Consider the following 24,433-nt stretch of genomic DNA (forward strand, 5'->3'; position numbering starts at 1 on the left):
CCCCGGCCCACCACGAGGGTGTGCGAATGACCGCTGCCCCGCCCTCCGCGCGGCACCGCAGGCCGAAGCCCGCGAACCGCGCGCTCGTCCGGATCCTGGTCGTCCTCACGCTGTCGCTGGGCGTGAACTACGTGGTCTGGCGCTGGCTCGAGTCGGTCAACTGGTCCGTCTGGTGGATCGCGCTGCCCCTCGTGCTCGCGGAGACCTACAGCCTGGTCGATGCGTTCCTGTTCGGCATCACGATGTGGCGGATGAAGGAACGGGGCGAGCCGCCGTCGCCGTCCCCGGTCGCCACCGTGGACGTGTTCATCACGACCTACAACGAGCCGATCGACATGGTGATGACCACGGCGCGCGCGGCGCGGGCGATCCGCTTCCCGCACAACACCTGGGTGCTCGACGACGGTGCCCGGCCCGAGATGCGCGCCGCCGCCCTGGAGGCGGGCATCGGGTACCTCACCCGGGATCCGAGCTGGGAGAACATGCCCCGGCACGCCAAGGCGGGGAACCTGAACAACGCCCTGATGCAGACCGACGGCGAGTTCCTGCTGATCCTCGACGCGGACCAGATCCCGGAGCCGGAGATCCTGGAGCGCACCCTCGGCTGGTTCCGCGATCCCGAGGTCGCCCTGGTGCAGACCCCGCAGTTCTTCACCAACGTCACCGCCTCCGACCCCCTCGGGAGCCAGGCCCCGCTCTTCTACGGCCCCATCCAGAAGGGCAAGGACGGCTGGAACGCCGCCTTCTTCTGCGGCTCCAACGCCGTGCTGCGGCGCGAGGCGCTCATGCAGCTGGGCCTCGCGGAATACGTCCGGCAGGTCGAGACCGGCATCCGGCAGGTTCTCCGGACCGCGGACCGGTTGTTGTCGCAGGCGCGCAAGGAGGCCGCCGACCAGGGACCCGAGGTGCGGGCCGCGCTGGACAAGGTCACCGAGGCCGTCGGGCAGGCGCGCCGGGAACTGGGGAACACGCGATCGTCCTACTCCGAGGTCACCTACCGCTTCCGGCAGCGCGTCGACGAGGCCTCGCGCGGCGTGGTCGACGCCGACCTCGCCGCGCTGGCCCGCGACCTCGAGGAGCTCGGCGAGCTCGGTGCCGGCCCGGCACCGGGCGGGGACCACGACGGGAACGGCCGGCTCGTCCCCGCCGTGCTCGACGACGCGGCGCTGGCCCGGCTCGCGTCGCGGGAGATGTCACCGCTCAACGCCCTGTCCTCGGTACGGGCCCTGGTCGACGCGGTCGACGTCAGCCGGTCGGACGAGGCGCAGCCGATCATGCCGATGGCCACGTTGTCCGTCACCGAGGACATGGCCACCGCGATGCGCCTGCACGGCATGGGCTGGCGCAGCGTCTACCACCACGAGATCCTGGCCAACGGCCTGGCGCCGGAGGACCTCGGCACGATGCTGCACCAGCGGCTGCGCTGGGCCCAGGGCACGCTGCAGGTGATGCTCAAGGAGAACCCCCTGGTCCAGAAGGGACTCGCCTGGGGCCAGCGGCTGATGTACTTCGCCACGATGTGGAGCTACCTCAGCGGGTTCTTCGCCGTGGTGTACCTGGCGGCTCCGGTCGTCTTCCTGTGCTTCGACATCCGGCCCGTGGTCAGCTACGGCCCGGACTTCCTGGTCCGGCTGATCCCCTACCTGCTGCTCAACCAGCTGCTGTTCCTGGTCATCGGCTACGGCAAGCGCACGTGGCGCGGCACCCAGTACAGTCTGGCCCTGTTCCCGCTGTGGATCCGCGCCACCTGGACGGCCTTCGCCAACGTGTGGTTCGAGCGGCCACTCGGGTTCGTCGTCACGCCCAAGACCAAGCAGGAGCGGGCCCGTCCACCGTGGCGGCTCGTGTGGCCGCAGCTCACCGCCATGGCCCTGCTCGCGCTGTCGGCGGTCGTCGGCACCGTGCGCTTCCTGCTCGGCACGGCGGACTTCGACCTGCTCAGCCTGGTCGTCAACCTCTTCTGGGTCCTGTTCGACCTGGTGATCCTGTCGGTCGTGATCTCGGCGGCCACCTACACCGGCCCCGAGTCCGAGGAGGAGAAAGTGACCCAGACGCCATGAACTTCGGCACCGAGCACCCCGACCCCCGCACCGCGGTGATCCGGCCGGAGGGCCGGCTCACGATGACCTCCACCGCGGCGTTGCGCAACCTGGTCACCGAGACCGTGGAGAGCGGCCGCACCCACGTGGTCGTCGACCTGGAGGCCACCGAGTTCATCGACTCCTCCGGCCTCGGTGCGCTCGTCTCCGGGCTCAAGACCTGCCGCCAGGCCGGTGGCGACCTGCGGATCGCCCGGCCGGGCGAGCAGGTGCGCACCGTGCTGGAGCTGACCAACCTCGACCGCGTCCTGCGGCCGGCCGCGACGGTGCGGGGCGCCTTCGGCAGCTGAGGCGGAGGGCCCGGCCCGAGGATCACGTCCGGCGGCGGACCACCGTCCACACGTTGCGGCCCGCCCACCGGACGTGTTCCAGGTCCGCGACCGCGGCGGCGAGTGCGAGGCCCCGGCCGCTCTCGGCCAGGTCGTCCGCGGGCAGGACCGCCGTTCCCGGGTCGACGCCGGAGGGGGCGCCGTCGTCCTCCATCCGGGCCTCCAGGCGGTCGTCGTGCACGGCGATGCGCATGTGCACGTCGACGGGCTGCCCGTCGGATCGGCGGGCGTGCTCGACGACGTTGCCGACGATCTCGACCAGCGCGGTCTCGAACGACATGCGGTCCGCGCCGTCGACCTGGGGCGCCTCCCGCCACAGGGCCGCGAGCGCGTCCTGCACCACCTCCAGGCACGGGGGTGTGCCCGGGTAGCGGAGGTCCCGGCTGATCACCGGCATCGTCGGACGACCAGGCAGGTGACGTCGTCGGGCAGGGCGGCCTCCCGCGCGCGACGCTCCAGCTCCGCGACACAGCCCGCCGGGTCGGCCGTCACCAGCGAGGCCACCTCGGCGAACGCGGCCTCGACCGTCGGGAAGAGGTCCAGCAGGCCGTCGCTGAACGCCACCACGAGGTCGCCGGGGCCGAGGGCGACGCGCTCCTCCGGCCACCGGTCGTCGGGCAGCACGCCGAGCGGCAACCCGCCCGGCCCGGGCCGCAGGACGGTGCCGTCGGCGCGGACGAGGAACATGAGGCCGTGCCCGGCATCCGCCCACCGCAGCACGCCGCTCTGCGGGGACAGCCGGGCGTGGCACAGGGTGACCAGCGTGCCGGTGCCCTCCAGGTCCGCCTCGAGAGCCAGCGCGGCCTGCCGCACCGCCTCGGCCGGGCCCGCCCGCCGACCCGCCGTGCGGAGGGCCGAGCGGACCGTGGCCATCAGCAGCGCGGCGCCGATGCCCTTGCCCATGACGTCGCCGAGCGTCAGCACGACGTCGGCCTCCCCGCCGTCGTCCGGCGGCAGCCGGTACCAGTCCAGGAGGTCGCCGCCGACCGCCCGGGCCGGGACGCAGGATCCCGTGACCTCGTAGCCGTCCAGGTCCACGGTGCCGCGGCCGGGCAGCAGCGCCCGCTGGACCTCCGCGGCCCGGTCCATCTCCGCCGAGCGCTGCAGCTCCGTCTCGGCCCAGGCGGCGAGCTCGTGCAGTATCGCGACGTCCGTCGCGGTGAAGGTGCGCGGGCGGGAGTCGAACAGACACAGCGTGCCGACCCGTGTGCCGGACGCGGTGGTGAGCGCCTCCCCGGCGTAGAACCGGACGTTCGGCTCCCCGACGACGAAGCGGTTGCGGGCGAAGCGCGGATCCACCCGGGTGTCCTCCACGACCGTCCGCGCGGTCGGCTCGCCGAGCGTGACCCGGCACATCGCGTCCTCGACCGGCACCGGTTCGGCTCCCGAGTAGCCGCTCTCCGACTTCACCCACTGGGTGTCCTCGTCGAGCAGGGTCACGGCGGCGATCTCCACCCCGAACAGGCGGCGCGCGAGCCGGGTGATCCGGTCGAAGCGCTCCTCCCGCTCCCCCGCCTCGATCCCGAGGGTCTCGAGCGCCCGGGCCCGCTCCGTCCCGGCACCGGCGCCCCCGGCGCCTCCGGGTCCGACGATCGCGGCGGTCATGCCGGTCGTACCTCCGTGGTCGAGCCGTCCGGCGGACCCTACCGCAGCCGTCCGGCCCAGTCCGGGCACGCCCTCCGCCCCTGGAACCGTCATCGCCGGGGTTCGCGGTGCCGAGGGGTCGGGGCCCGGCCGAACGGGGTCAGGTCTCGGCGCAGAGCAGGACCCCCGTGAGCCGGCCCGTCCCGAGCAGGCGGGAGAGCCGCTCCTCCTGTTCCCGCGTGCACTGCCAGGCCGCTTCGTGGCCGTGCCGCGCCTCGACGAGGGCGTCGACCCGTGCGATCCGGTCCTGCCAACTGCGTGGCGGTCCGGGGAGATCGGCGAGATCCACCGACTCGACGAGCCGGAAACGGGCATCGTCGAGAAGGCGGGCCAGCTCGTCGCGGGTGGGGAAGTCGTTGCCCTCCGGCGCCCCTTCCACGTCCGCGCCGTGCCCGTCGCCGCCGTCCGCGACCAGCACGAACAGGCCCAGCCGGGCGCCGGGCACCAGGACCCGGTGGATCTCGTCGAGCACAGCGGCCTTCTCCGCGGTCGTGCACAGCACACCGACGCACCAGGCCGCGTCCGCCCGGGCGGAGACGACGGGCAGCTGCGCACCGGTGCCGACCACCGCAGGAATCCCGAACATGCGCCGGGCCGCCCGGCAGGCGCCGGGCATCGGATCCACGAGGAGCGGGCGGACGCCGTGCTCCTCGCGGGCGTGGGCGGCCGGGCCTCCCATCCCACCGCCGACGTCCACCAGCCGGGTTCCCGCCTCGAGACGGCACCGGGAGGCGAGCCACGTCAACGCCGCCGGGCTGGCGCTGCCCCGGCACGCCGCCGGTACCGCGTACCCGGCGCCGAGCGAGGCCACGGCGTCCGCGGTCCAGCCCGGCATCGCGTCGAACTCCGCCTCCATCGGTGTGTCCGTGTCCATCACGCCTCCTGCAGCTCACGGCCGATCGCGGCCTTGATCGCGGCACCTTCCACGGGACCGCGACCGGTCGCCAGGCCGGACAGGTTCACTCCGACGACCCCTTCGACGGCGAGCAGGGCACGCGCCTCGGCCACGGCCTCGGCGATCCCCGCCGCGACCGGATCCGCCGCGCCGACCACCGCGGCGACCCGCTCGGGCTCCAGGTGCAGACCGGGGAACGCGCTCAGGACCGCGGCCGACCGTTCGTCGGTGTACACCGCGACGCCCGCGATCAGCGGCACCGTGCACCCGGCCTGCCTTGCCCGGGCACTGAACTCGGCCAACCGGGCAGGCGACCCGACGTGGTTGAGGATCGCGAACTGGGCACCGGCCCGCTGCTTCTCGGCGAGCCGACCCGGCCGGATCCGCAGCGGGGGCGTCTCGGGCGACTCGGGAACGCCGACCGTGAGCCCGGCCGCGGCGGCGTGCGCGGCGAGCTCGGTCCCGTCGAGATCGAACACCTGGGTCACCTCGGGGCGCACGCCGACGGCGCGGGCGTCCCCGGTCGCGCAGAACACCGCCTCGGCGCCCGCCTCGACCAGGCCGCACAGCTCCTGGTCCAGCACCACCCGGTTACGGTCCCGGCAGGTCAGCGTGATCACCGGCGCCCCGCCCGCGTCCCGGACCAGGCCGGTCATCTGCGTCGGCGGGAAGTCCGGCCTCGCCTGGTGCTCGCCCACGAGCAGCCCGTCGCAGCTCCCGGCGAGCTCCCGCACGATCCGGGTCAGGCCCGCGCGGTCGAAGGGCGGCAGGGTCAGATCGGTGAGGACGACCGGTGGCCGGGCGAGCAGGGCGGGCGCGTCCCGCTCCGGGGCGGGGGTGCCCTCCCAGGCGACCGGCTCCTCGAGCCCGGCGAAGGGGCACACCATCGTCCGGACCTCGCACGAGAGGTCGGCACGAACCCCGCCGCACGGACCATGGTGCATGCGCTTCGGACACAGCGCGGACGGCTCGGTCACCGCGGCCGTCGCCCACTGCCTGCCATGGCGGCCGGATACCCGAGGACGATCTCCCCTACCCGCCCGCGAACCGAGCAGACTCGGGCCTCGGCATCTCCTGGCCGGCGGAGCAGAAGAGCCCGGACGGATGTCCGGGCTTCTCAGAAGGGTGGAGCTGAGGGGACTCGAACCCCTGACCCCTTGACTGCCAGGATTCCACGAGAACCCTCACGCGCCTCCCACCAGCGACAACGCTGACGCAGTACCCGCTCTCCAGCCTCCGCAACTCGCACCACGCGCGGGGGTTTCGCCCCACGAGTGGCTCCACCGGTCAGAGGCCGGCTGTGCTCGTCTCCTTCACCCCCGAACCTGAGGTCGTGGTCGGCTAGGGCCGACAAGCCCGCGCCCCGTCCTTCCGGGGTCGAGGGAGAGCCCGGCGAGCGCGCTCATCACCGAGGCGCCGGGCTTGCCGTCGTCGTCCACGTCGGCCGTCCCGACACGGTCGGCGATCCTCCTGCCGATCTCGGCGGTGCTCACTCCCATTCCTGGACCCGCGAGGGTCGGCAGCTCGGCGAGGACCGACGCGACGGCTGCTTCGAGCGCGAGTGCTGCCTCCGACTCGCCCAGGGTGGACAGACACATCGCCGCCGACAGGACCGCCGCTGCCGGATTCGCCCATCCCCTACCGGCGATGTCCGGTGCAGAACCGTGGACCGGCTCGAACATGCTCGGGGCGCTCCCGGACGGGTTGTGGTTGGCACTCGCCGCGACGCCGAGGCCACCCTGGAGGACGGCCCCGAGGTCGCTGATGATGTCGCCGAAGAGGTTGTCCGTGACGATGACGTCGAAACGTCCGGGGTCCAGGAGGAGGTGCTGACACATGGCGTCGGCATGGACGTAGTCGTGGGCCACGCTGGGGTGGCGGACGCCGACCTCCTGCACGATGTCGTTCCAGAGCCGCCCGGCGTGGGTGAGGACGTTCTTCTTGTGGCAGAGCGTGAGCCGCCCTCGGCGGGCCGCTGCGAGGCGGAAGGCGAACTCCGCGGCCTCCGTGGTCGCGGCCGCGGTCGTGACCGAGTTCTGGGTCGCGACGGCCTCGGCGGTGCCCGCGTGCATCGTCGTGCCACCGCCGGTGTACGGGCCCTCGGTGTTCTCCCTGATGATCACGATGTCGCAGTTCTCGGGTCGCACACCGGTCACCGGACTCTGCACCCCGGGGTACAGCCGGACCGGGCGGATGTTGACCGACTGGCGGAACGCGACGCGCAGCGCCACGACGAGGCCGTGCTCGAGGATGCCCGGAGTCACCCGCGGATCTCCGACCGCCCCGAGCAGGATCGCATCGTGCCGGCGGAGCCGGGCGATGGTCTCCTCGTCGAGCACGACGCCGGTCTCGAGGTATCTCTCGGCACCCAGTTCGTACTCCGTGGTGCTGACGGAGAACCCGAAGCGGCGCTCAGCGGCGCGTACACCGTCCAATGCTGCGGCGACGACATCGGGTCCGATGCCGTCGCCGCCGACGACGGCGAGACTGTGAACACGCATGAGCGTCCTTCCTCGGTTCTCTCTGCGGCGCCGCGATCGCCTACGCGGGCTCGTAGGTGTAGAAGCCACGTCCGCTCTTGCGACCGAGGAGGCCGGCCTCGACCATCCGGGCGAGCAGCGGCGGCGGGGCGTAGAGCGGCTCCTTGAACTCCGCATAGAGCGAGTCGGCGATCGCCTCGGTGGTGTCGAGCCCGATCAGATCCGCCAGCCGGAGCGGACCCTGCGGATGCGCGCATCCGCGCACGAGGCCCTCGTCGATGTCCTCTGCGCTGGCGAAACCGGACTCCAACATGCGGATCGCCGAGAGGATGAACGGGACGATCAAGGCGTTGACCACGAATCCCGCGCGGTCCTGGCAGTCGATCGCCTTCTTCCCGAGGGTGTCCTCGACGAAGCCCCGGGCGAGCGCCACCGTGTCGGTAGAGGTCAGCAGGCTGGGCACGAGCTCGACGAGCGAGAGGACCGGGACCGGGTTGAAGAAGTGCACCCCGAGGACCTGCTCCGGTCGTCGGGTCGCCACCGCGAGCTTCATGATGGGGATCGACGAGGTGTTGGACGCGAGCACCGCCGTGTCGCTCTTCACGATCCTGTCCAGGTCGCCGAACAGGCGGACCTTGGCCTTCTCCGACTCCGCGATGGCCTCGACGACGAAGGTGCGGTCGGCGAGGGCCTCGAGGTCGGTGCTGACGGTGATCCGGTCCAGCACCTCGTCGGCGGAGCCGATCCTTCCCCGTTTCTCGGCTCGGCGGAGCGAGGACTCGATGCGTCCCAGCCCGGCGCGGGCGCGATCGTCGTCGGACTCCACGACGGTGACCGGACATTCGGCCCGGGCCGCGACTTCGGCGATGCCGGCCCCCATGAGACCGCAGCCGACTACTCCGACATCGTGCATGAATCGTCTCCTCTGGCGGGGTCGGTCAGCCGGCGACGGCGCTGCCTTTGACCAGCTCGGCGGTCCGGTTCACCAGTTCGGCGGTCCGGGTGACGGTCTCGGCATGCCGCAGGTGAGCGGCGTCGACGAGCATTCCGTCGACACTCGTCGCGCCCCGGCCGGTCGCCTCCGCCTCGCGATAGGCGGCCACGACGCGGCGGGCGTGCTCGATCTCGTCCTGGGTGGGGGCGAAGGCGGTGTTCGCGAGCTCGACCTGGCTGGGGTGGATCGCCCACTTCCCGACGTAGCCCATCGCCGCGGCGCGCTCCGAGGCGATCCGGTAGGCCTCCGGGTCACGGAAGTTCGGGAAGGGCGCGTCGATGGCGTCGACGCCGGCCGATCGGGCCGCGACGACGACCCGGGCGCGGGCGTAGTGCCACATGTCCCCGGGGTAGTCGACGACCGGGTCGAAGTTGGTGTCGACTCGAGCGCCCTGCGACGCGGAGAAGTCGCCGGCGCCGAAGATGATCGCCTCGAGCCGGTCGCTGGCGCGGGCGATCTCGCCGACGTTCTCCAGACCCTCGGTCTCCTCGATCAGCACCTCGAGGGCGATGCGCTTGGTCAGGCCGAGGGTCTCCTCCAGCTGCGTGAGCAGGGTGTCGACCCACCAGACGTCGCGCGCCCGGCGCACCTTGGGCACGATGATCACGTCGAGGGCCTCGCGGGCCTCGGTCACGGTCTCGATGACGTCGCCGTACGCCCAGCGGGTGTCGATCGCGTTCATACGGATCGCGCGCAGGGTGCGGCCCCAGTCGAGCTCACGCAGGGCCTCGGCCGCCTTGCCGCGGGCGGCCTCCCGCTCCGCCGGGGCACAGGCGTCCTCCAGATCGAGGAAGACGAGGTCGGCGTCGGAGGCGGCGGCCTTGGCGAACATCCACTCGTTGCTGGCGGGTGTCGCCAGCTCGGAACGGCGCGGGCGGGCAGGGCGGGCTGATCGGTCCAGCCGGGCAGGGCGGGCTGATCGGTCCAGCCGGGCAGGTCGTGCCACGTCAGATCACTCCGTCTTCGCGCAGGGACTTCAGGTCGGTGTCGGAGAGCTCGAGGAGGTCGGCCAGGACCTCGTCGGTGTGCTCGCCGAGCGGGGGGCCGAGGTGGTCGACCCGGCCGGGGGTCGCGGTGAGCATCGGCACCGGCCCCTGCACGGTCATGTGGCCGAGCTCGGGATCGGGGATGCGGCGGTACACGTTGCGGGCCTTGAGCTGCGGGTCGTCGAGCAGTTGCTCGGCGTCGTAGACGGGAGCAGCGGCGACCTGCGCCTCCTCGAACACCGCCATCGCCTCGTCGAGGGTGTGCTCGGCGACCCAGTCGGCGATCACCTTGTCGACCTCGGCCGCGTTCTTGAGCCGCTGCTGCGCCTCGGCGAAGCGCGGGTCCGTGGTCAGGTCGGCCCGTCCGACGGCGCGCAGCGCACGCATGGCGATCGACGGGGCGCTGCCGGACATGGCCAGCCAGCGGTCGTCCTTGGTGCGGTAGGTGTTGCGGGGGGCCGAGATGTCCCATCGGTTGCCGCTGCGCGTGGGGACGACGCCGAGCTGGTCGTAGGTCAGCACCGGCTGTTCGAGGAGCCGGGCGAGGGGCTCGATGAGGTTGACGTCGATCAGCTGTCCGGCGCCGCCGTGCACGTCCCGGTGGTAGAGGGCGGCGAGGACGGCGTAGGTCGCGTTGAGCGCGGCGACACCGTCCCCGAGCATGAACGACGGGAGCGTCGGCGGGCCGTCGGGGTGTCCGGTCATGTGGGCGAACCCGCTCATCGCCTCACCCAGCGTCCCGAAGCCCGGGTAGTCGGACTTCGGGCCGCCTGCGCCGAACCCGGTGATGTGCACCATCACCAGGCTCGGGTTCTCCGCGGCCATCGCCTCGTAGTCGATGCCCCACCGCGTCATCGTGGAGGGACGCAGGTTCATGATCAGGACATCGGCCCCGCGGGCCAGCCCGCGCAGGATGTCGCGGCCGCGCTCCTCCCGGAGGTTGAGCGTCACCGACTTCTTGTTGCGGCCCAGGCTCTTCCACATCAGACCGACGCCGTCCTTCTGGGCGCCCCACTGGCGGACGGCGTCCCCGCCCTCCGGCTGCTCGATCTTGATCACCTCGGCGCCGAGCTCGCCGAGCCAGGTGGCCACCAGCGGGCCCGCGGCCAGTGAGGCGGCGTCGATGACTCGGAGGCCGGCCAGGGACCGGGGGGTGGCAGCAGTGCTCATGTCCGTTCTCCTCTTCGGTCAGGCCGGCAGCAGTCGGGACTCGCGCTGGCGCACGAGCGCGGTCACGACCTCGTTGAAGGGCGCCCGCAGACCGGCGCGGGCGGCCTGCTCGGGGACCGCCCCGTTGATGACGTCGATCTCGCTGAGCCGCCCGGCGAGGACGTCGAGCAGCATCGACGGACGAGCGTGCGGGATGGTGGATCCGAACCTCCGCACGTAGTCGACCGGGTCCTCGATGGCGAGGGGGACGCCCAGGGCCCGCCCGACCTCCCACGCCTCGGTGGCGCAGCCGGACGCGATGCGCCAGGCGTGGGGATCCTCGATCACCTCGCCGATCGTCAGACCGGTGACCGCGCATGTTCCGGAGTAGCACACGTTGCAGAGGAACTTCTCCCACACCATGAGCTCGATGTCGTCGTAGGTGGACACCCGGAACCCGGCGTCGGACCAGACCGAGGCGACGGTCTCGAGTTCGGGGGTCACCGGGCCGTCGAGCTGACCCATGTGAAGCATCTCCCAGCCCTCGTGCCTCACATGGCCCGGCTCGGGGATGGACGCGCCGAAGCCGCCCACGATGCCGACCGCCACGCCTCGGCCGTCACCGAGGGCCCCGGCGATCCGCTCCGCACTGCCCAGCCCGTTCTGGATCGTCAGCACGACGGTGTCGGCACCGACGAGCGGCTTGGCCGCCGTCGCGGCCTCGACGACGTCGCGGGCCTTCGTGGCGATGACGACGAGATCACACTGCCCGGCCTCCGCTGCGTCCGTGGTCGCGTGCGGGTGCGCGACGCGGTCGCCGCTCGCTCCCTCGACGCGCAAGCCGTTGCGACGGATGGCGTCGATGTGCTCGGCCCAGGTGTCGACGGCCCAGACCTCGTTCCCGGCCGAGGCGAGGAGCCCGGCGTACACCGAGCCCATCGCTCCCGTGCCGACAATGGCGATCTTGCTCACGTGGTCGGTTCCTCTCGTCGAGTTCCGTACATCGGATCGGGGACCGGGCGAGGGCTGTCGGAGACGACACGTGGTCCGCGGTCGCGCCGACTCCACCTGGCGACGCCGGGGGCGAGGAGATCGCCGCCCGCTGCGGCCCCATCGGGCCCGGATCCCGCTCCGCGACACACACAGCTCCTCTTCGAGCCCACCAGCGCTCCTCGCGCGGCTTGCACCCGGCGTGCCGCACCGTGGCCAAGCTGGTCTGACCAGCTCTCCCTGACAGCGAGGATGCCTTCCCTCGCCACCTCGCGTCAAGTGCGACGTACGCCGCGTCTCAGCCCGCGAGAAGCTGCGAAAACGCGGGATTCAGCAAAGTCCGCCCACTGCGGACGGGCACGGACACCACAACAGTCATGTTGTATCCAAGCCTCACCGGGCGCTGTTCAACCGGCTGCTGCCAATTCCTCGGCACGGTGGGCGCGGCGCCCCCGTCCGCGCCCGGTCCCCCGCGTCGTCGTGACCCGGACGCCGACGAGGATCACCACGCCGTACGCGATCGACAGCGACGCCGGTTCGAGGTTGAACAGCGGCAGCAGCGAGTCAGCGCGATGCCGTTGAAGATCGTCCAGGCCGCCAGGGTCACGATGCACGGCTGCATCCCGACCGGGCCCACCAGGAGGCCGTTGAGCAGGCCGAGGCCGATCCCGACGCCAGGGCGAGGGCGATCCAGCCGGGTCCGCCGCCCTGCGCGGAGGCGGTGACCACCGTCGCGACGGCGAGGATGCCGCCCACGGACAGGTCGAGCCCGCGGACGAGCACGACCATCGTCTGCGCCGGGGGTGAGCGCGAGCCGCAGGATGCTCTCCTCCGAGAGCTCGCCGCCGGCGGCGTCGAGCCGGCCGCGGACCCGTCCCTCCGCCATCACGTAGACCCGGTCGCAGAAGTGCGCGAGCGCGCTGAGGTCGCTGGAGCAGAAGACGACGCTTGTCCCCTTGGCCGCCAGCCCGGCGACCAGGGCGAAGATGTCGGCCTTGGTGCCGACGTCCACGCCGCGGGTGCCGTCGTGGGGCAGCAGCACGGTCGGCTCCCGGTAGAGCGCGCGGGCCAGGACGATCTTCTGCGGGTTGCCACCGCTGAGCATGGACACCGCCGCGTGCAGCTTGCCCTCGGGCAGCCCGGTGTCCCCCGCGACCGCCCGGGAGCGCTGCGCCTCTCACTGCGGTCGAGCAGCCCGCGCCGGACCAGCGAGAACAGGCTGCTCAGGCTCGAGATGAAGCCGGCCAGACCAGCGAACGCCTTCACGCCACTCGCAACCCCGGTGCGTCGCGCTCCGAGCTGGTCAGACCGATCTGCGTGCAAGCGTCCACGACACGAGAGAGCGCTCGCCCGGCTCGCCCGGCCGCCCGGGCCGGGGATCATCTGGTCCGACCACCCGGGGTCGTCGAGCACGGGGGCCGCTCTCCGTCGTGCATCCGAGCACGAGTCGTCAGGAGCCTTCTACCAGCGCAAACTGTGCAAGCCGGCCCGCCCTAGCGGTCTCCGCCTTGACTGCCACCGCTGGATGGTCCAGTCTTCGGGTCGCTGTATCCAAGGTTTGGCTCAGCGGAGAGGACGGCAGTGATGCCGAGCAGTCGGAAGCGGACTCCCGCCGCACCGGTCATCCCCCTCGTCGACGAGATCGCGTCCGTCATCCGGGAGCGGATCTACACCCACCGGTACCCGACCGGGTCCTGGCTCCGGCAGGAGCACCTGTCCGCGGAGCTCGGGGTCAGCCGGACGCCGCTCCGTGAGGCTCTGCGCATCCTGGAGCAGGAGGGCCTCGTACAGGTCAAGGCGGGCCAGGGCGCCCGGGTCGTGACCGGGGACCTGGACACCCTGCTCGACGCCTACCAGCTGAGGGCGGTCGTCGACGGGCTCGCCGCTCGGCTGGCCGCCGAGCGGGCGACCCGGTCCGGGGTCCGGCTGCTCAGGCAGGCGATCCAGATCCAGCAGGCGACGATCGAGCCGTGGGAGCCGCGGCAGTACACCCAGTCCAACGTCGACTTCCACGAGCAGGTGCTGAACCTGTCGGGGAACGACTTCGTCCTCGGTCAGAGCTCCATCATCCGTATGACGGCTCAGGTCTTCGCCCCCGTGGCACTCGTGAGCCCGGATACCGCGTCCCGCGCGATCGGTGAGCACAGTGCCATCGCGGACGCGATCGAGGCCGGTGACGGCCCCGGTGCCGAGCACCTCGCCCGCGACCACATCGAGGCGACGATCGCCCAGCTCCGGGCGAACCGGGGCGACGACTCCCGCCGGACCGGGGACGCTTCCTGACCTCCCCGTTCCACCCCCGCAACCTGCGCCACAGAGGAGTGACAGCCGGATGCCCACCTATTACGTCGCCTCCGACATCGGCGGCACGTTCACCGACACGGTGGTGATCGACGACGCCGGTGGCGTCGGCCGCTACAAGTCGTCCACCGTCCCGGACAACCCCGCCCAGGGTGTTCTCGACACCCTCGTCCTCGCCGCCGACGAGCGCGGTGTCGCGCTGGCGGACCTGTTGGCGGACGTCGAGGTGTTCGCCCACGGCACGACCGTCGCCACGAACGCGATGCTGGAGGGCAGGCACCGCAAGGTCGGCCTGATCCAGACCCGTGGGTTCGGCGACACGCTGAGCGTGATGCGCGGGTTCAAGAGCATCGGGCTCGACGAGGAGGAGGTCAAGCGCTTCCGCACGCTCGTCAAGCAGCCCGCCGCGGTGCCGCGGCGGCTCATCGCCGAGGTCACCGAGCGGGTCGACTATGCCGGTCGCGTGGTTTCGCCGCTCGACGAGGCGGACGTCCGCCGCGCGGTCTCCGACCTGCGCGCCGCAGGCGCCGAGGTCTACGCGGTCTCGCTGCTCTGGTCCTTCGCCAACGACGTCCACGAGCGCCGGGTCGCGGAGATCATCGCCGAGGAGGTGCCGGGCGCTTCGGTGACGCTGTCGAGCGAGTTCCTACCGCGCATCGGCGAGTACGAGCGCACGCTGACCACGGCGGTGAACGCCAGCCTGCGTCCCGTCCTCAAGACCTCCCTCGACTCCTTCGAGTCGACGCTGACGACGGCCGGTTTGCGCGCGGACCCGCTGCTCATGCAGTCCAACGGCGGCCTGGCGACCTTCGCCGAGGTGGAGAAGCGCGCGGCCGCGACGGTGATGTCCGGGCCGGTCGGCGGCGTCGTCGCCTCACAGTTCCTCGGCGCGCGGTCCGGCCACCGCAACGTGGTGACCACGGACATGGGCGGCACCAGCTTCGACGTCGGGCTGGTGCTCGACGGGCGCCCGGTCATGTCCAACACCACCCTGATCGGCCGCGACCAGCTCGCCCTGCCCTCGGTGGCGGTGCGGGCCATCGGTGCGGGCGCGGGTTCGATCGCCTCGGTGCGCAACGGCGTGCTGCAGGTCGGCCCCGAGTCGGCCGGCGCGCGCCCCGGCCCCGCCTGCTACGGCCGCGGCGGCACCCTGCCCACGGTCGCCGACGCCGACCTCGTGCTCGGCTACCTCAACCCGGACAACTTCCTGGGCGGCAGGCTGACCCTCGACGTGGAGAAGGCGCGCGCGGCGATCGACGAGCACGTCGCGAAGCCCACCGGGCTCACCGTCGAGCAGGCCGCGGAGGGCATCAAGACCATCGTCGACGCCCGCATGGCCGACCTGGTGCGGCAGGTGACCGTCGAGCAGGGCTACGACCCCACCGACTTCACCGTGTTCGCCTACGGCGGCGCGGGTCCGCTGCACGCCTTCTCCTACGGCGCCGAGCTGGGCTGCCCGCAGATCGTCGTGCCGATCACCGCGTCGGTGCACTCGGCGTTCGGCATCGGCTGCTCCGACCTGACCATGGTCGAGGAGCTGTCCAAGCCGATGCAGACCCCGCCCGGCACCACCGACCACGCCTCCGCACTGCCCCCCGCCGAGCTCAACGCCACGTTCGACGAGCTCGCCGCCCGCGCCCGCCGCGACCTTGTCGCCGCGGGCGCCGCCGAGGACTCGATCAGCGTCGCCCGGTCGGTCGAGATCCGCTTCCGCGCGCAGATCCACGTCCTGACCGTCCCGGTCGAGGCCGAGACGCTGACGGCGGCGGACGTGAACGCCGTGGTCGAGCGGTTCGTCGAGGTCTACGAGGGGCGGTTCGGCAAGGGCGCCGCGTTCCTGGAGGGCGGCGTGGAGATCACCACCTTCCGGGTCGTCGCCACCAGCCCGGTCCCCCGCGCCGAGTTCGACACCGGCGCACAGGCGGCGGGCTCGGGTGAGCCCGGGCTGCGCCGCGTCTTCTCCGGCGGCGAGTGGTGCGAGGCGAAGGTCTACCGCGCCGAGCACCTGCACGACGGGCTGCGGATCGAGGGCCTGGCGATCGTGGAGCTGCGCGACACCACGGTCGTCATCGGGCCGGACCAGGACGCCGAGGTCGACGGCTTCGGCGACATCATCATCCAGAACCGCTGACCGAAGAGGACCGGCGATGACGAACCCCACCTCCACCGACACTCCGCACGCCGTGGACCCGGTCACCTTCGAGGTCATCCGGCACAAGCTCTGGTCCATCAACTCCGAGGGCGCCACGACGGTCGAGCACGTCTCCGGCTCGCCGGTCGTGCACGCCACGGACTACAACTTCGGCATCTACACCGCCGCCGGCGAGATGGCGATCATCGGCACGTACCTGCTCACGCCGATCTACACCGGCGCCATGGCGATCGAGGTGTTCCTCGACCGCTACGACGACATCGAGCCCGGCGACGTCTTCATCATCAACGACCCGTACCTCGCGGCCATGCACCAGAACGACGTGCAGTTCTGCAAGCCGGTGTTCCGCGACGGGGAGATCGTGGCCTGGTTGGGCTGCATGGCCCACCAGGTGGACCTGGGCGGCATGGACCCGGGCAGCTGGTGCACCACGGCCACGGACGTGTTCCAGGAGGGCATCCGGATCCCGCCGGGCCGGATCGTGCGCCGCGACGTGCTCAACCAGGAGCTCTGGGACACGATCGTCCTCAACTCCCGCATGCACGACACCGTCGCCAACGACTTCCGCGCCTTCCTCGCCGGGCTGCGGGTCGCCGAGGCGCGCTTCCACGAGCTGTGCGACCGCTACGGCGCCGCGCAGGTCAAGGCGACCATGGAGCGCACGCTGGACAACTCCGAGGCCGAGCTGCGGGCGATGCTGCGCGAGCTGCCGGACGGGGTGTACGAGCACACGTCCTACCTGGACCGGCCGGCCGGCTCGTCCGACGGGGACATCGAGCTGCTGCAGGTCCCCTGCCGGATGACCAAGACGGCCGACCGGATCGTCTTCGACTTCTCCGGCTCCAGCCCGCAGTCCCCGGCGTACGGGATGACCACGCGCGGCGGGCTGCTCGGCGCCGTCGCCACGCTCATGCTGTGCACCTTCGGCTCCGACATCCCGTGGAACCACGGGCTGATGCGGCCGGTCGAGGTCGTGGCGCCGGACGGGCTGTGCGTCACCGCCGTCGAGCCGATGCCGGTGTCCGGCGGCGCGGCCGGGGCGAACTGGACGGCCACCTGCTCGGCGGGCGGCGCGATCGCGAAGATGCTGTCGTTCAGCGAGAAGTACGAGAACCACGCCTTCGGCCCGTCGGACGGCTCGTGGCAGCTCAACCAGTTCGGCGGGATCGACCAGCACGGCGAGCCGTTCGCGTCGATGTACATGGACTCGCTGCTGTGGGGCGGGCCCGCGTTCTCCTTCCGGGACGGCGTCGACACCGGCGGCTCCATGGTCATCCTCGGCGGCGGGGCCGGTGACGTCGAGCAGCAGGAGATGCGGCACCCGCTGCTCTACCTGTGGCGACGCCAGGTCCCCGACTCCGGCGGCGCCGGCACCTTCCGCGGCGGCAACGGCATCCAGTTCGCCCTGACCCCGATCGACACCACCGAGGTCACGGGCGTGCTCGGCACGCACGGCGTCACCCTGCCGAACCGGACCGGGCTGTTCGGCGGGCTGCCAGGCTCCTGCGCGCGGTTCGAGCGCGTCACCGGCTCCGGGGTGCTGGACCACCTCGGCGAGGGCCGCCCGGTCGGGGCGCTGACCGAGCTGGCCGGCGAGCACCAGGTGCTGCCGGGAGTCTCCCCCGCCGCGCGGATCGCGCACGGGGACGTCTTCGAGTGCACGGTCCAGAACGGCGGCGGCTACGGGGATCCGCTCCTGCGCGACCCGGCCCGCGTTGCGGCCGACGTGCAGGCGGGCGCGGTCTCGCTCGACGCGGCCGCGCGCCTCTACGGCGTCGCGTTGTCCGACGGCGCGGTGGACCCGGACGGCACCGACACCCTGCGGGCGTCGATCCGCGAGGCCCGCAGGGCGCGGATGACCGCGCCCGAGCGCAGCACCGTGACCGCGGGCGAGCCCACCGGGATCTGGGGTGCCTCGCTGCTCACCCATGAGGGCGGTATCGCCTCCTGCCGGCACTGCTCCACCGTGCTCGGCCCGGTCGGCGACGGCTGGGAGGCCATCGCGGGCCGGGTGATCCTCGGACCGGACGACCTGGGGTCCCGGGTGGAGGTCCACGCCGACCTGGCGACCGTCGCCTACGTCTGCCCGGAATGCGTCACCGCGCTATGGGTGGACACGGAGCCCGCAGAAGGCAAGGCCTGGAAGGACTTCGTCCTGACCGCCTGATCGGGGCGCCGCCCGAGCCGGCCCGGCTGACGCCGGGCCGGCCGGACGTCGTTCTCCCGGTATCCTCGGGATGCGCCGAACTGTCGGCACTGACCATGAGAATCCCGGAAGGTGTGTGGGTGACGACCGAGGCGGACGGACGGGTTTTCCAGCGCGTGGTCGACTACGTCCAGAACGCGATCGCCTCCGGCGACCTCAGGCCCGGCGACCGCCTTCCCAGCGAGCGGGAGCTCGTGGAGAAGTTCTCGATCGGTCGGGCCTCCGTCCGGGAGGCGCTGCGGGTCCTCGAGAGCATGGAGCTCGTCCGCTCCCAGCCGCGTGATCCCCGTGGGCCGTTGGTGCTGCCCGTCTCGGTCGGGCCGGTCCGGCGCTCGGTGGCCATGCTCACCTCGGCGAAGGTCTTCACCCTCGGCGAGCTCGTCCAGTTCCGCATGATCGCAGACGCCTCGGCGAACCTGCTGGCGGCGAACCGCCGCACCGAGGCGCAGCTCGTCGGCCTCGAACGGAACATGGCACGAATGCGGCAGTCGATGCGGAGCGGCTACCGCGAGTTCGGCAGGGCCGACGCGGAGTTCCACGAGCTCGTGGCCGCGGCGGGCGGCAACCAGCTCGTCCAGGTCTACGGCGACGTCACACGCGAAGCGATCCAGACCCTCATCTCGCAGACGATCCTCGACGCAGCTGACCAGACCGAGCACATGCTGCAGTCGATCCGACATCATCGGGCGGTCTTCGACGCCATTGCCGACCGGGACGGGCTGCTCGCGTCCCGGCTGGCTCGGGAGACTCTGTACGCGTACTACGCCGGTTACGTGGACGACGCGGAACGCGCCGTCATGGCCGACCTGGTCCGCGAGTGCGGCGGACGCGTGCCGAGCGGCTGACTGCGCGGCGCCTGGAACTGCCGGATGTCAGGCCTCCCGGAGCCGCACCATCGAGGGCGTGATGTCGTCGACGGTCGGGGCCCCCAGCAAGTGCATCGTGCGCCGTAGCTCCGAGGCGAAGATCTCGATCATCGTCTCGACGCCCTCCTCCCCGCCCGCCATCAGGCCGTAGAGATAGGGCCGTCCGACCAGACATGCCTTTGCGCCGAGCCCGATCGCGGCGGCCACGTCGGCCCCGGTCCGCACGCCCGAGTCGAGGAGGACCTCCAGCCGGTCGCCGACTGCGGACACCACCTCCGGCAGGACCTCCAGGGCCACCGGGGACCGGTCGAGCTGCCGCCCACCGTGTGAGGACAGCACCACCCCGTCAGCGCCGTGATCGGCGGCCCTGCGGGCGTCCTCGACCGTCTGGACGCCCTTGAGGAGCAGCGGGCCGTCCCACACCTCGCGCACGTGCTCGAGGTCGGCGAAGGAGACCGCGGGATCGAAGACGCCGTCGATGAAGGCGGCATGCGCCTCCGGCTCACCCGCCGGGACGCTGGCGAACGTCAGCTGCTCGGTGGTGAGCAGGTTCATCCACCACGCCGGCCTTCGGGACAGGTCGAGCAGCGTGCGGGGAGTCAGCTTCGGCGGCACGGAGAAGCCGTTGCGCACGTCGCGCCGCCGCTGACCGGTAACGGGTGTGTCCACGGTGACGAGGAGAGCCTCGTACCCCGCCGCCTTCGCCCGCTCGATCAACTCGAGGGTCAGCCCACGGTCACGCATGACATAGAGCTGGAACCAGCGCGCGGCAGCGGGGCCGCCCACCGCGGCGACGTCCTCGAGGGAGACCGTGCCCATCGTCGTGAGCCCGAACGGGATCCCCGCCGACGCCGCGGCGCGGGCGACCGCCCTCTCACCCTCGTGGTGGGACAGTCGGCAGAAGCCGGTCGGTCCGAGCACGAGCGGCTGAGTCATCCGCCGCCCGAACAGAGTCGTCGAGATGTCGACGGCCTCCGCGCCGCCCAGGACCCGCGGGCGGAACTCGACACGCGCGAACGCCTCTCTCGTGCGCTGCATCGTGAGCTCGTCCTCCGCGCCGCCGTCGACGAACTCGAAGACCGACCGCGGCACCCGGTGCCGAGCGGCGGCCCGCAGGTCCTCGACGGTCACCGCTCGGGCGAGTCGCCGGCGTCGTGCGCTCAGCTGCAGCGGCTCGAACCCGAGCAGCGGTCTGACCTCGGACCACCGCGGGACCCGCCGGCGTACCGGCTGTCGAGCGGGGCCCGTGGCCGACCCGGCCGGGGCCGGGCTGGGAGCAGTCGTCATCGACTTCCTCGTCGTCTTCTCCGACCGAGCGCGCCTGGCGCCGGCTCCTGATGCAGGCGTCCTCCGGTCGAGCACCGCCCGCTGTGGATACAGAGATGACGATTCCCGTGCGGTACGCGTGGCGTCAAGAGCATCTTGTGGCTCCCGCGGCATCGCCCTCCTCTACACGCAGGTGAGAGCCCATTCTGCGTCCGACGGCTTGACCCTGCGCGACCGACCAGGCATCCTCAACGCGGGCAGCTGGTCGGACCAGCTCGGACCAGAGGCGCCCGGCCGCGTCCAGGACTGAGGACGATGTCGTCCAGAGGAGATTTCGCTGATGAGCTCGTCGTCGAGCTTCGCACTTCCCGAAGTGCCACCCGGACTGCCGATCGGCTCCGGATGGGCGACGGACGTGGAGTCCGCGCCGATCGTGTTCCCCTACGACGGATCGGTCGTCGCCCAGGCGCCCGTCGGCTCCGTCGCCCACGCGCAGGCCGCCCTCGAGGCGGGGCTGGCGGCGGTCCGTCCGGTGGGGAAGCTCAGCTCGGCCGTCCGGCGGGCGATCCTGCTCGACGTCGAGCGGGAGCTCGCCGCGAACGAGGAGCAGTTCGTCGACCTGCTCGTCGCCGAGACGGGCAAGACCCGGTCGGACTGTGCGGTCGAGTTCTCCCGCACGCTCTTCACGTGGGCCGCGACCGCCGAGGAGGTCTCGCACCTCCACGGTGAGACGGTGCCCCTCGACCTGCAGGCCTCCGGCGCCGGCATGGTCGGCTTCTGGCAGCGGAAGCCGATCGGGCTGGTCATCGGGATCGCCGGGTTCAACGGCCCGCTCCTGCTCGCCAGCCACAAGATCGCGCCGGCGATCGCGGCGGGCTGCCCGGTCATCTGCAAACCCGCCCCCGCTACCCCGCTGGCCACGCTGTGGCTCGCCGACATCGTGCGGCGGGCGGCGGCCACGCACGGGGCGCCGCCCGAGATCGTCCAGATCGTCACCGGTGACGCCGAGGTGGGGCGCACGCTCGTCACCGACCCGCGGGTCGGCGCGGTGTCCTTCACCGGCTCCGCCGCGGTCGGCCACCAGATCGCCCGGGACGCCGCCCCGCGCAAGACCCTGCTGGAGCTGGGCTCCAACGCGGCCCTCGTCGTGGATGTGGACGCCGACCTGGACAAGGCCGCGGACGCGGTACTGCGGGGCGGCTTCTACTTCAACGGGCAGGCCTGCATCGCCGTGCAGCGCGTGATCGTCTGCGCGCCCGTCGTCGACGACTTCGTGTCCCGGCTGAGCGCCCGCATCGGCGAGCTGACGGTAGGCGACCCCCGCGAGCCCGGTACGAGGGTCGCTCCGCTGATCAACGAGGCCTCCACCCGACGCGTCCTGACATGGATCGAGGAGGCCGAGCAGGCCGGGGCGAAGGTGCTGCACGGCGGGCGGGTCGTGGACCGCACCATCGAGCCCACGATCCTGCTGGACGTCCCCGAGAGCGCCAACGCCTGGTGCGAGGAGATCTTCGCGCCGGTGGTGGCGATCCGCTCGGTGCCCGACCTGGAGAGCGCCCTGGAGGCGGTGAACCGCTCGCGGTACGGCCTGCACGCCAGCGTGTTCACCCGCTCGCTGGCCACCGCGTTCGCCGCGATCGAGGAACTCGAGGTGGGCGGGGTCGTGATCAACGAGGTGCCCGGCTTCCGGTCGGACATCATGCCCTACGGCGGGGTGAAGGACTCCGGGATCGGCCGCGAGGGCCCGCGGTTCGCGATCGAGGAGCTGACCGTGACCCGCATGGCCATCATCCGGCCGGAATGAGAAGGACTGCGATGACCGACAACCCCTACGCGAACCTGTTCCGCCTGGACGGGCGCCGCGCAGTCCTCATCGGCGCCGGCGGTATCGGCCGCGAGGTCGCCCTCGCGCTCGCCGCTCACGGCGCCTCCGTCGTCGCCGTCGACAAGGACTCCGACACGGCGAAGGACACCGCGTCCGCCGTGGACGGGGAGGCGGTGACCCTCGACATCACCGACGTCGAGGCCGTGCAGCGCGCGGCGGTCGACCTCGGTGACATCGACGTCCTCGTCCTCACCGCCGCGATGAACGTGCGCAAAAGGATCCTCGACTACAGCGTCGAGGAGTTCGACCGGGTCAGCGGACTCAACCTGAAGGCCACGTTCACCGTCCTGCAGGCCTTCGGGCGGGAGATGGTCCGCCGCGGCACGGGCAGCATCGTGGTCTTCTCCTCGGTGCGCGGCTTCGTCGTCGAGCCCGGACAGTCCGTCTACGCCGCCACGAAGGCCGGCGCGATCCAGCTGGTCAAGGCCGCGGCAGCCGAGTTCGGCGAGGCGGGGGTCCGGGTCAACGCCGTCGCACCCGGCGTTGTCGAGACCCCACTGACCACACAGATCAAGGCGGACAAGAGCTGGTACGACGCCTACGCGACGAAGGGCGCCCTCGGCCGCTGGTCCCAGCCGTCGGAGCTTGCCGGCGCGGTCGTCTACCTCGCCTCGGACGCGGCCAGCTTCGTCACCGGCTCGACCATGATGGTCGACGGCGGCTGGACCGCGGTCGACGGGCGCTTCACCCCTCCCACCTGACCGAGCCGGGCGGCCTCGTTCCGCACTCCGGCAGTGGATCGGCGTGGCCCCGTGAACCGGGGCCGCGCCGATCCCTGCTGCGCTCCGCAGCTCTCCATCCTGCAGACCTACTCGGGAGATGTTCATGTCGGACAACACCGCTGTTGCCGCACGACTCGAACGCAGCACCTTGCGCGCGGTGACCCTGCGCCTCGCGGTCCTGCTGTTCTTCGTCTACATCCTCAACTACCTCGACCGCACCAACATCTCGATCGCCAAGCTGCAGATGCAGCCGGACCTCGGCCTCAGCGAGGCCGCGTTCGGTCTCGGTGCCGGGCTGTTCTTCGTCGGCTACGTGCTGTTCGAGGTGCCCAGCAACATGATCCTGCACAAGGTCGGTGCGCGACTCTGGATCGCCCGCATCATGTTCACCTGGGGTCTGGTGTCCATGGCGATGTTCCTGGTGCAGGGGGAGTGGAGCTTCTACGTCCTGCGCTTCCTGCTCGGCGTCGCCGAAGCGGGCCTCGTTCCCGGGGTCGTCCTGTACCTCTCGCAATGGGTTCCCGCCAAGCGCCGCGCGCGGTTGATCGGCATCTTCTACCTCGCCGTCCCCATCTCCACGGTCATCGGTGCCCCACTCTCGAGCTGGCTCATGGGCTTCACTCCGTGGGGCCTGACCGGCTGGCAGTTCATGTTCCTGGTGGAGGGTGCGCCGTGCCTGGTCATGGCCTTCGTCGTCTTCCGCTTCCTCACCGATCGCCCGTCGCAGGCGGCCTGGTTGACCGACCAGCAGCGTGCATGGCTGCTCGGCGAGCTGGAGCGCGAGGAGGCGGCTCATGACGCCGCGGGCCACCGACCGGGCACGTTCGCGGCGGCGGCGAAGGATCTCGGTGTGCTCGGGATGTCGGCCGCGTTCTTCTGCATGATCATCCCGATCTATGCGCTGGCGTTCTTCCTGCCCACGATCGTGAAGCAGCTCGGCACCTTCACGACCGGTCAGATCGGTCTGCTGACTGCGATCCCGTACCTGTTCGCCGCCCTCGTGATGTGGTTCCTCTCGCGCAACTCCGATCGAACTGGCGAGCGGACCTGGCACTACGTCATCACGACCCTCGTCGGCGTCGTCGGGCTGGTGCTCGCGGCCTCGAGCCTGAGCACGTCGCCCGTCCTGGCCCTGGTCGGCTTCACCCTCGGCGCGATCGGCTGCCTCTCGCCCCTGGCCGTGTTCTGGGCCCAGGCGCCGTACCTGCTCCGTGGGGCTGCGGCCGCAGGCGGCATCGCCCTGATCGCGGCGATCGGCAACATCGCCGGCTTCGTGTCCCCCTACATGGTGGCGCTGATCAAGGGCGAGGGCCCGGGCCTGGGCAACAGTGCGGCGGCGATCACCACCGCCGCGGTCTTCCTCGCGCTGGCCGCGTCCTCGATGGTCGGTGTGGGGCGCCGCATCGCCCGTCGCGGCGCCACGCCCGCTGAACCGCAGCACTCCGTCATCCAGGCCACGGAGACCTGAG

At 71.8% G+C, this 24,433-nt stretch carries 20 protein-coding genes; 9 read left to right on the forward strand and 11 right to left on the reverse strand.

The window, feature by feature from the left end; genetic code table 11:
* The first annotated feature begins 26 nt into the window (after positions 1 to 26).
* Positions 27 to 2,060: a glycosyltransferase family 2 protein gene (locus ACFQH9_RS05840; protein ID WP_379564854.1), complete on the forward strand. Its 2,034-nt coding sequence runs from the start codon at positions 27 to 29 to the stop codon at positions 2,058 to 2,060.
* Positions 2,057 to 2,389, forward strand: coding sequence for an STAS domain-containing protein (locus tag ACFQH9_RS05845; protein WP_379564855.1), 333 nt, complete (start codon positions 2,057 to 2,059; stop codon positions 2,387 to 2,389). The genes ACFQH9_RS05840 and ACFQH9_RS05845 overlap by 4 nt, the downstream gene beginning before the upstream one ends.
* A gap of 22 nt (positions 2,390 to 2,411) precedes the next feature.
* Here ACFQH9_RS05845 and ACFQH9_RS05850 read toward each other — a convergent pair whose 3' ends face one another.
* The 10 genes from ACFQH9_RS05850 to ACFQH9_RS05895 all read right to left on the reverse strand — a co-directional run bounded on the left by ACFQH9_RS05850 (position 2,412) and on the right by ACFQH9_RS05895 (position 12,677).
* On the reverse strand, positions 2,412 to 2,825 hold the full coding sequence (locus tag ACFQH9_RS05850) for an ATP-binding protein (protein WP_379564856.1): 414 nt from the start codon (positions 2,823 to 2,825) through the stop codon (positions 2,412 to 2,414).
* Positions 2,816 to 4,033, reverse strand: a complete 1,218-nt coding sequence (locus ACFQH9_RS05855; RefSeq protein WP_379564857.1) for a PP2C family protein-serine/threonine phosphatase — start codon at positions 4,031 to 4,033, stop codon at positions 2,816 to 2,818. Before ACFQH9_RS05855 ends, ACFQH9_RS05850 begins: the two co-directional genes overlap by 10 nt.
* 139 nt (positions 4,034 to 4,172) lie before the next feature.
* The gene (locus ACFQH9_RS05860) at positions 4,173 to 4,946 is read right to left on the reverse strand and encodes a class I SAM-dependent methyltransferase (RefSeq protein WP_379564858.1); all 774 of its coding nucleotides are present in this window, start codon (positions 4,944 to 4,946) and stop codon (positions 4,173 to 4,175) included.
* Positions 4,946 to 5,854, reverse strand: coding sequence for a methylenetetrahydrofolate reductase (locus ACFQH9_RS05865; RefSeq protein ID WP_379564859.1), 909 nt, complete (start codon positions 5,852 to 5,854; stop codon positions 4,946 to 4,948). Before ACFQH9_RS05865 ends, ACFQH9_RS05860 begins: the two co-directional genes overlap by 1 nt.
* 426 nt (positions 5,855 to 6,280) lie before the next feature.
* Complete coding sequence (locus ACFQH9_RS05870) at positions 6,281 to 7,468, reverse strand: 3-isopropylmalate dehydrogenase (RefSeq protein ID WP_379564860.1); 1,188 nt, start codon at positions 7,466 to 7,468, stop codon at positions 6,281 to 6,283.
* A 40-nt stretch (positions 7,469 to 7,508) separates the two neighbouring features.
* Complete coding sequence (locus ACFQH9_RS05875) at positions 7,509 to 8,360, reverse strand: 3-hydroxybutyryl-CoA dehydrogenase (protein ID WP_379564861.1); 852 nt, start codon at positions 8,358 to 8,360, stop codon at positions 7,509 to 7,511.
* Between the two features lie 25 nt (positions 8,361 to 8,385).
* Positions 8,386 to 9,387, reverse strand: a complete 1,002-nt coding sequence (locus tag ACFQH9_RS05880; RefSeq protein WP_379564862.1) for an HpcH/HpaI aldolase/citrate lyase family protein — start codon at positions 9,385 to 9,387, stop codon at positions 8,386 to 8,388.
* A gap of 1 nt (position 9,388) precedes the next feature.
* Entirely contained in the window at positions 9,389 to 10,597 is a 1,209-nt protein-coding gene (locus ACFQH9_RS05885) for a CaiB/BaiF CoA transferase family protein (RefSeq protein WP_379564863.1), read from the reverse strand.
* An 18-nt stretch (positions 10,598 to 10,615) separates the two neighbouring features.
* Entirely contained in the window at positions 10,616 to 11,548 is a 933-nt protein-coding gene (locus tag ACFQH9_RS05890; RefSeq protein ID WP_379564864.1) for a ketopantoate reductase family protein, read from the reverse strand.
* Positions 11,549 to 12,068: 520 nt separating this feature from the next.
* Entirely contained in the window at positions 12,069 to 12,677 is a 609-nt protein-coding gene (locus ACFQH9_RS05895) for a hypothetical protein (RefSeq protein WP_379564865.1), read from the reverse strand.
* Positions 12,678 to 13,150: 473 nt separating this feature from the next.
* On the opposite strand from ACFQH9_RS05895, the gene ACFQH9_RS05900 reads away from it, so the two are divergent.
* The 4 genes from ACFQH9_RS05900 to ACFQH9_RS05915 all read left to right on the forward strand — a co-directional run bounded on the left by ACFQH9_RS05900 (position 13,151) and on the right by ACFQH9_RS05915 (position 19,070).
* The gene (locus ACFQH9_RS05900) at positions 13,151 to 13,849 is read left to right on the forward strand and encodes a GntR family transcriptional regulator (RefSeq protein WP_379564866.1); all 699 of its coding nucleotides are present in this window, start codon (positions 13,151 to 13,153) and stop codon (positions 13,847 to 13,849) included.
* Between the two features lie 49 nt (positions 13,850 to 13,898).
* Entirely contained in the window at positions 13,899 to 15,998 is a 2,100-nt protein-coding gene (locus ACFQH9_RS05905) for a hydantoinase/oxoprolinase family protein (RefSeq protein ID WP_379564867.1), read from the forward strand.
* Positions 15,999 to 16,014: 16 nt separating this feature from the next.
* Positions 16,015 to 18,186, forward strand: a complete 2,172-nt coding sequence (locus ACFQH9_RS05910; RefSeq protein ID WP_379564868.1) for a hydantoinase B/oxoprolinase family protein — start codon at positions 16,015 to 16,017, stop codon at positions 18,184 to 18,186.
* 119 nt (positions 18,187 to 18,305) lie between these two features.
* Positions 18,306 to 19,070, forward strand: coding sequence for a FadR/GntR family transcriptional regulator (locus ACFQH9_RS05915; protein ID WP_379564869.1), 765 nt, complete (start codon positions 18,306 to 18,308; stop codon positions 19,068 to 19,070).
* A gap of 27 nt (positions 19,071 to 19,097) precedes the next feature.
* Here the strand turns inward: ACFQH9_RS05915 and ACFQH9_RS05920 are convergent, their stop codons facing one another.
* Complete coding sequence (locus ACFQH9_RS05920) at positions 19,098 to 20,222, reverse strand: alpha-hydroxy acid oxidase (protein ID WP_379564870.1); 1,125 nt, start codon at positions 20,220 to 20,222, stop codon at positions 19,098 to 19,100.
* Positions 20,223 to 20,697: 475 nt separating this feature from the next.
* Between ACFQH9_RS05920 and ACFQH9_RS05925 the strand changes: the two genes are divergently transcribed.
* The 3 genes from ACFQH9_RS05925 to ACFQH9_RS05935 all read left to right on the forward strand — a co-directional run bounded on the left by ACFQH9_RS05925 (position 20,698) and on the right by ACFQH9_RS05935 (position 24,432).
* Positions 20,698 to 22,161 (forward strand): aldehyde dehydrogenase family protein, encoded by a 1,464-nt coding sequence (locus tag ACFQH9_RS05925; protein WP_379564871.1) that lies wholly within the window; start codon positions 20,698 to 20,700, stop codon positions 22,159 to 22,161.
* An 11-nt stretch (positions 22,162 to 22,172) separates the two neighbouring features.
* Complete coding sequence (locus ACFQH9_RS05930) at positions 22,173 to 22,943, forward strand: SDR family NAD(P)-dependent oxidoreductase (RefSeq protein WP_379564872.1); 771 nt, start codon at positions 22,173 to 22,175, stop codon at positions 22,941 to 22,943.
* 178 nt (positions 22,944 to 23,121) lie between these two features.
* Complete coding sequence (locus ACFQH9_RS05935) at positions 23,122 to 24,432, forward strand: MFS transporter (protein WP_379564873.1); 1,311 nt, start codon at positions 23,122 to 23,124, stop codon at positions 24,430 to 24,432.
* Position 24,433 lies beyond the last annotated feature (1 nt).

This window comes from Pseudonocardia lutea (genome assembly GCF_042658055.1).
In the GTDB taxonomy this organism is placed as follows: domain Bacteria; phylum Actinomycetota; class Actinomycetes; order Mycobacteriales; family Pseudonocardiaceae; genus Pseudonocardia; species Pseudonocardia lutea.